At 63.8% G+C, this 6,568-nt stretch carries 8 protein-coding genes; 1 reads left to right on the top strand and 7 read right to left on the bottom strand.

From position 1 onward, the window contains the following. Positions 1-274, bottom strand: a 274-nt coding sequence (locus tag WCB02_RS21800; protein WP_423961308.1) for a hypothetical protein, incomplete at its 3' end; no start/stop codon positions are given. Between the two features lie 263 nt (positions 275-537). On the opposite strand from WCB02_RS21800, the gene WCB02_RS21795 reads away from it, so the two are divergent. Next, positions 538-1,605 carry a GGDEF domain-containing protein gene (locus tag WCB02_RS21795; RefSeq protein ID WP_423961307.1) on the top strand — a complete coding sequence of 356 codons (1,068 nt, stop codon included), beginning with the start codon at positions 538-540 and terminating at the stop codon, positions 1,603-1,605. Here the strand turns inward: WCB02_RS21795 and WCB02_RS21790 are convergent. From WCB02_RS21790 to sufC, 6 genes are all read right to left on the bottom strand, one after another. Next, positions 1,593-2,069, bottom strand: coding sequence for a TfoX/Sxy family protein (locus WCB02_RS21790; RefSeq protein ID WP_423961305.1), 477 nt, complete (start codon positions 2,067-2,069; stop codon positions 1,593-1,595). The two genes, WCB02_RS21795 and WCB02_RS21790, sit on opposite strands and share 13 nt — an antisense overlap. 116 nt (positions 2,070-2,185) lie before the next feature. Continuing rightward, positions 2,186-2,599 carry a HesB/IscA family protein gene (locus WCB02_RS21785; protein WP_423961302.1) on the bottom strand — a complete coding sequence of 138 codons (414 nt, stop codon included), beginning with the start codon at positions 2,597-2,599 and terminating at the stop codon, positions 2,186-2,188. 75 nt (positions 2,600-2,674) lie between these two features. Beyond that, entirely contained in the window at positions 2,675-3,046 is a 372-nt protein-coding gene (locus WCB02_RS21780) for an SUF system Fe-S cluster assembly protein (protein WP_423961301.1), read from the bottom strand. Further along, a complete protein-coding gene (locus WCB02_RS21775) occupies positions 3,043-4,284 on the bottom strand; it encodes a cysteine desulfurase (protein WP_423961300.1) in 1,242 nt (413 codons plus the stop codon). The genes WCB02_RS21780 and WCB02_RS21775 overlap by 4 nt, the downstream gene beginning before the upstream one ends. Beyond that, a complete protein-coding gene (sufD, locus tag WCB02_RS21770) occupies positions 4,284-5,603 on the bottom strand; it encodes a Fe-S cluster assembly protein SufD (protein WP_423961299.1) in 1,320 nt (439 codons plus the stop codon). The genes WCB02_RS21775 and sufD overlap by 1 nt, the downstream gene beginning before the upstream one ends. 19 nt (positions 5,604-5,622) lie before the next feature. After that, on the bottom strand, positions 5,623-6,375 hold the full coding sequence (sufC, locus tag WCB02_RS21765) for a Fe-S cluster assembly ATPase SufC (protein WP_423961297.1): 753 nt from the start codon (positions 6,373-6,375) through the stop codon (positions 5,623-5,625). Between the last annotated feature and the right edge of the window lie 193 nt (positions 6,376-6,568).

The following is a 6,568-nucleotide window of genomic DNA, read 5'->3' as shown; positions in this document are numbered from 1 at the left end:
GATCGGACAAGACATTCCTCGCGCCGAAGTGGATTCCACGCCGAGCGCGGGCATGTCCCAAGAGCACGACCAGCCGCGCGAGCCACGGTCGCGCGACGGCGCCCGCCGCGGTCGCAAGTCGATTCGTGAGCGCGAACCGCGCCACAGTGGTGAGCGCGAACCGCGCCACAGTGAGCGCGAACCACGTCACGCTGGTGAGCACGAGGCGCGCCCCGCTGGTGAACGCCAGCCGCGCCCCGCCGGTGAGCGCGAACCGCGCCGTGCCAAGCGCCATGACGGACCGCCTGCGCACCTGCCCGCGCCGCAGCCAGCGCCTGCTCCGCGTGCCGAACCGAGACGCGTGCCGAGCGAGGTGGAATCCGAACCCGCCGACCACTCGCATCTGCCGGCGTTCCTGCTGCGACCGGTGCGCGCCCGGGTCTGAGTTCCGCCCGGAACCATTTACCGGTCGTTCACAATCCTCCACTAGCTTGGCGGCCATAGTTTAGTTCTATTGCTGCTGGGCAGGCGGCGCGGCTTGCTGTGGGGAAGTGATCCGTGGTCAATGTGCTTGACGAACACGAACGCACCATGGCTTTCGCCGACGTCGCGCTCGGTCAGATCAAATCGCTTCGGCAGACCGCCGTCCCGCGCAACTACGAGATCTGGTACGTCTACGCGACCGGATATAATCCGCAGCTGAACAAGGTCATCAACGAAACGCTGGCGCGCTGCGGCAAGCTCAGCGAAGCCGACCTCGAGCAGGTCCACGACACCTATCTCTCCCACATCAAGACCACCGACCGCATCGACAAGGTCGGGGCACGCGTGATCGGCGAAATCGACGATGTGATGACGCTCCTCACCGATGCGCTGGGCATGTCGGTGCGCTATGACGTCAGCCTCAACGGCGCAAGCCAGGAACTCGCGGGAGCCAAGAACCGCGATCAGGTCGAGGCGATCGTCGAAATCCTGCTCAAATCGACCCGCGAGATGCGTGACACCAACAAGGCGCTGGAGGAACGGCTGACGCTCTCGAAAAGCGAAATCGGCAATCTCCAGCAAAGCCTCGAGGCCATGCGGACCGAAAGCCTGACCGACCCGCTCACCGGCCTCGGCAACCGCAAATATTTCGACCGCATGATCGAGAGCGAGGTTCGGAACGCGCTGGCCAAAGGCGAGCCGCTGTCGCTGCTCTTGTTGGATATCGATCACTTCAAGTCGTTCAACGACTCCTATGGCCACCTCACCGGCGATCAGGTGCTGCGACTGGTCAGCATGTCGTTGAAACAGACCATCAAGGGCCAGGACATCACCGCCCGCTATGGCGGCGAGGAATTCGCGGTGGTGCTGCCCGATACCGCACTGCGCCAGGCGCTCACGGTCGCCGATCACATCCGCCGCGCCGTAATGGCAAAGGAATTGAAGAAAAAATCCACCGGCGAGATTCTCGGCCGCGTCACCATCTCGGTCGGCGTCTCCATGCTGAAAGCCGGCGACAATACCGACGCGCTGATCGAACGCGCCGACGCCTGCCTCTACGCGGCCAAACGCAACGGCCGCAACCGCGTCATTTGCGAGATCGATCCCGAATACGCCGCAGAAATTCAGAGTCAGGTGGCCTGACGTTTCGACGGCGTCTTCCGCTTCGCCGCCCCGACCTTTGCCGTGTTGATCTTGGCAGTCCTGCGTTTTGCCGCGTGCTCGGCGCTCTTCGTGGCCACGGCCTTTTTCCCGGGCTGGGATGGTTTCCGCGTCCGCGGACGTTTGTTCAGCGCCGCCCGTTGCGCGGCCGCCAGCGCAGCCCGCGCCCAACCGGATAGTTCTTCCTGGTCGTCGAACAGCCGCGCCGGCAACTGCCAGTATGAGCCAACCGTGACGGTTTTGGTTCTGGTCTGGTACTGAAAGGGCTTTGATCCCTCGGCTTCGAATTGCGGGATGGTCTGATCGTCGGCACGAAAATACAGGCCGCTGCGCAGCGCCATCGCAAAATTGGTGCCATCAGCGGAAATGCCGAAACCGGAAAACATCGGACGGATCGTCACCGGTCCGAAATCCGAGAACAGATCAACCAGGAAATCGCGGTCCATGGACCCTGCCCAGCCCCAGGAATATTGCACCTCCCGGATCCCGGCTCTGCGCAGCAGCGTCGTGGAGGATGTTTCGCATCGCCGAAACCACGCCGCAGCGCGTCCGGGACGCCGGATCAGACCTCCGCCGGCTTCAACTGGACCGACTCGCCGCAGCCGCAGGCCGAAACCTGGTTCGGATTGTTGAAGATGAACTGCGCCTGCATCTGGTCGGCCTTGTAGTCCATCTCGGTGCCGAGCAGGAACAGCACGGCCTTCGGATCGACCAGGATCTTGACACCCTTGTCCTCGACGATCTCGTCGGTCGGGCGGATCTCATGGGCATATTCGACCGTGTAGGATTGACCGGCGCAGCCGCCGTTCTTGATGCCGACCCGAAGGCCCACGATTTCGGAATCCGCGCGCCTGGTGAGTTCCTGCACGCGCTCCGCCGCCGCGTCGGTCAATTTCATGACCTGCGGACGCGGGCGCCTCGCCTTGGGTTCGGGCTTGGACGCGGGAGCTGGTGCTGCTGGTGTCATCTCACTCATGTGGTCGATCCCGGCGGCAATTCAATGCCGCCTCCTTGTTTCCATGAACCCGTTCGTGTCTCGTAACGCAACGTCTCACCACATATTGAGCACGAGCCGCGCCTCGTCGCTCATCCGCTCCGGCGACCATGACGGCTCCCAGACGATGTTGACACTGACCACACCCACGCCGGGGACGCTGGCTACCGCGTTCTCCACCATCGTCGGCAGTTCACCGGCTGCCGGACAGTTCGGCGTCGTCAGCGTCATCACGACATCCACCGAGCGATCGTCCTTGATGTCGACCTTGTAGATCAGGCCGAGCTCGTAGATATCAGCCGGAATTTCCGGATCGAACACGGTCTTCAGCGCCGCGATGATCTCGATGGTCAGCCGCTCGGTCTCCTCCGGCGGCAGCGCCGAATGAGTTTCCATATGGCTGGCTTTGACTTCGGCCGTATCGGTCATGCGAACAGTTCCCGCGCCTTGAGCAGTGCCCGCGCCAGATGGTCGACTTCCTCGCGGGTATTGTACATGCCAAACGACGCCCGGCACGTTGCGGTGACGCCAAATCGCTCCAACAGCGGCATCACGCAATGGGTGCCGGCGCGCACGGCGACGCCCTGGCGGTCGATCACGGTCGCGATGTCGTGGGCATGGGCGCCCTTCATCTCGAAGGAAATCACCGGTCCCTTGTCCTTGGCGGTGCCGATCAGCCGCAACGAGTTGATCTCGCGCAGACGGTCCTGCGCATAGGTCACGAGGTCGTGCTCGTGGGCGGCAATGCGCGCCTTGCCGATCGAATTGACATAGTCGATCGCAGCTCCCAGGCCGATCGCCTGGACGATCGGCGGCGTTCCCGCCTCGAATTTGTGCGGGGGATCGCCATAGCTCACCCCGTCCTGGCTCACCTCGCGGATCATCTCGCCGCCGCCATTATAGGGGCGCATCGCGACGAGATGCTCGTGTTTCGCATAGAGCGCGCCGATGCCGGTCGGGCCGTACAGCTTGTGACCGGTGAAGGCGTAGAAATCGCAGTCGATGTCCTGCACGTCGATCGCAAGGTGCACGGCACCCTGGGCGCCATCGACCAGCACCGGGATGCCGCGGGCGTGGGCCAGTCTGACCACCTCCTTGACCGGCACGAGGGTGCCGAGCGCGTTCGACATCTGCGTGATCGCGACCAGCTTGGTCCGCGGCGTCAGCAGCTTTTCGAACTCCTCGATCAGGAAATTGCCCTCTTCGTCGACCGGCGCCCATTTGATCACCGCGCCGTGACGCTCCCTGAGGAAATGCCAGGGCACGATGTTGGAGTGATGCTCCATGATCGAGAGCACGATCTCGTCGCCGGCTCCGATATTCGGCTCGCCCCACGACGACGCCACGAGGTTGATCGCCTCGGTGACGTTGCGGGTGAAGATGATCTCCTCGCTGCGCTTGGCGTTGAGAAAATTCGCGACCTTGATGCGGGCGCCCTCATAGGCCTCGGTCGCGCTGTTTGCGAGATAATGCAGCCCGCGATGCACGTTGGCGTATTCGGTCTTGTAGGCCGTCATCATGCGATCGAGCACCGCATTGGGCTTTTGCGCGGACGCCGCATTGTCGAGATAGACCAGCGGCTTGCCATAGACCTTCAGCGCCAGCGCTGGAAAATCCTCGCGCACGCGCGCCACGTCATATGAACCGTTCAGGACCGCGGGATGCATCATCGACCTCGTGCTTCCAGCCAGCGCGCCGCCACCGCCATTGCGAACTCGCGCAAAGCGTCGTCGGCGATCGTCTCGATCGCTTCGCCGACAAAGGCCTGGATCAGAAGCGCCTGCGCTTCCTTCTCGGGCAGGCCGCGCGCGCGCAGATAAAACAGCAGGTTGTCGTCGAGCGCGCCGGCAGTCGCGCCATGCCCGCAGCTGACGTCGTCGGCGAAAATCTCGAGCTCGGGCTTGTTATCGGCTTCGGCCTCGTCGGACAGCAGGAGCGCCCGGGTCATCATCTTGCCGTCGGTCTTCTGCGCATCGGGGCGGACGATGATGCGGCCCTGGAACACCGAATGCGCGCGGTCGTCGACCACGGCACGGAACACCTCGCGGCTGGTGCAATCGGGGACGGCATGGTCGACCACCAGCGTAGTGTCGCCGTGCTGGGTCGCCTTCAACAGGTTGACGCCGTTGACGGAGAGCTCCGCGCCCTCGCCGGCCATCGTGATGAAGCCTTGCAACCGGCTCACCGCGCCGCCGCTGGTCATGTTGAACAGGTTCACCTTGGCTCGCGCGCCGACCGTGAAAATCTGCGAGGTGATGTTCACGGCATCGGCCGCATCCGCCATCAGCCGGACCTGCGACAGCTCGGCGCCGTCACCGATCGACAGGATGACGGCGTCGTTGGCCTGGTAGGCCGTCGCGCCTTCGGCGGCGACGAAGCTCTCGACCAGCGTCACGCGCCCCCCCTTGCCGATTTGCAGGAGCGAGCGGGTGAAGGCTGACGCGGACGCTGCGGTCGCGACATGGATGATCTGGATCGGATGGGCGAGCGCCGCACCCTCGGCGATGCCGACCACGACGCCGTCGGTCGCGAGCGCCGCATTGAGCGAGATCATCACGTCCGGCGGGTTGGTGATCAGCAGGTCGGCGACAGCCTGGCTCCCGGCATTCTCCAGAATCTCGCGCAGCGTCCGAACGCTGACACCGGCGCCCGCGGCATCCGACAGCTCGGGTACGAAAACGCCATCCACCAGCACGAGCTTCGAGGCGCCTTCAACCGCATGCGATTGCAGCGCCGTCCGCGCGCGCGCGAGCGCCGCCGCATCCGGTTTCGGCGCCAGCGGCTTTATCTCGCGCATCAACGCGCGCAGATCGGTATATTTCCATTCCTCGATCCGGCGGTGCGGCAGACCTAAACGCTCGAAGGCCTCGAAGGCCTGCCGGCGGACCTCGGCCACCCTGCCTGCACCGGGCAGACGGTCAAGCGCCGCGGCAAACAGGTCGCTCACCGCGCGCCCGGTCTCAGTCTTTGCCAACGCAAGATTCATCACAAAATCCGTTTCAGCTTCAAGCCGCGTCCTCGAACTGGGCATAGCCGGACGCCTCCAGCTCCAGCGCCAGGTCCTTGCCGCCGCTCTTCACCACCCGGCCCTTCGACATCACATGCACCACGTCGGGCACGATGTAGTTCAGAAGCCGCTGATAGTGGGTGATGACGATCATGGCGCGCTCGGGCGAGCGCAGCGCGTTGACGCCGTCAGCCGCCACGCGCAGCGCGTCGATGTCGAGGCCGGAATCCATCTCGTCCAGGATGCACAGAGCGGGCTCGAACAGCGCCATCTGCAGCACCTCGTTGCGCTTCTTTTCGCCGCCGGAAAAGCCGACATTGACGCCGCGCTTGAGCATGTCCTGCGGAATGCTCAGCCGGGAAGCGACCTCACGCACCTTCTTGAGAAAATCCGGAGTCGAATATTCGCTCTCGCCGCGCGCCTTGCGCTGTGCGTTCAGCGCGGTACGCAGGAAGGTCATGGTGGCGACACCGGGAATTTCCACCGGATACTGGAAAGCCAGGAACACCCCCTTGGCGGCGCGCTCGTCCGGCGACATCGCCAGCAAATCTTCGCCCTTGAACAGGATTTCCCCGCCGGTGACCTCGTAGCCGGGTTTGCCGGCGATGACATGGGACAGCGTCGACTTGCCGGAGCCATTCGGACCCATGATGGCGTGGACCTCTCCCTTGTTCACCGCAAGCGACAACCCGTGGAGAATCTCGCGCTCTTCGACGCGGACCTGCAGGTCTTTCACTTCAAGCAATGGCATCATTCACTTCCGTTTGTTCCGGGTCCCGAGCCGCGCGGAGCGCGGCTCGAAGGATAAGGCCTTAACCCACACTGCCTTCGAGCGAGATCGAGATCAGCTTCTGCGCCTCGACTGCGAACTCCATCGGCAGCTGCTGCAGCACATCCTTGACGAAACCGTTGACAACGAGGCCGACGGCTTCTTCCTGGGAGAG

It is taken from the genome of Bradyrhizobium sp. (assembly GCF_049581145.1).
Taxonomy (GTDB): Bacteria; Pseudomonadota; Alphaproteobacteria; order Rhizobiales; family Xanthobacteraceae; genus Bradyrhizobium.
Note: the sequence above shows the minus strand (reverse complement) of the source record. Positions and strands in the feature narration are given on the sequence as shown.

Coding starts and splice junctions, on each gene's coding strand:
- sufD (WP_423961299.1), bottom strand. CDS start 5,603: ATGAATCTTGCGTTGGCAAAGACTGAGACCGGGCGCGCGGTGAGCGAC.
- WCB02_RS21785 (WP_423961302.1), bottom strand. CDS start 2,599: ATGAGTGAGATGACACCAGCAGCACCAGCTCCCGCGTCCAAGCCCGAA.
- WCB02_RS21780 (WP_423961301.1), bottom strand. CDS start 3,046: ATGACCGATACGGCCGAAGTCAAAGCCAGCCATATGGAAACTCATTCG.
- WCB02_RS21775 (WP_423961300.1), bottom strand. CDS start 4,284: ATGCATCCCGCGGTCCTGAACGGTTCATATGACGTGGCGCGCGTGCGC.
- WCB02_RS21790 (WP_423961305.1), bottom strand. CDS start 2,069: ATGGACCGCGATTTCCTGGTTGATCTGTTCTCGGATTTCGGACCGGTG.
- sufC (WP_423961297.1), bottom strand. CDS start 6,375: ATGCCATTGCTTGAAGTGAAAGACCTGCAGGTCCGCGTCGAAGAGCGC.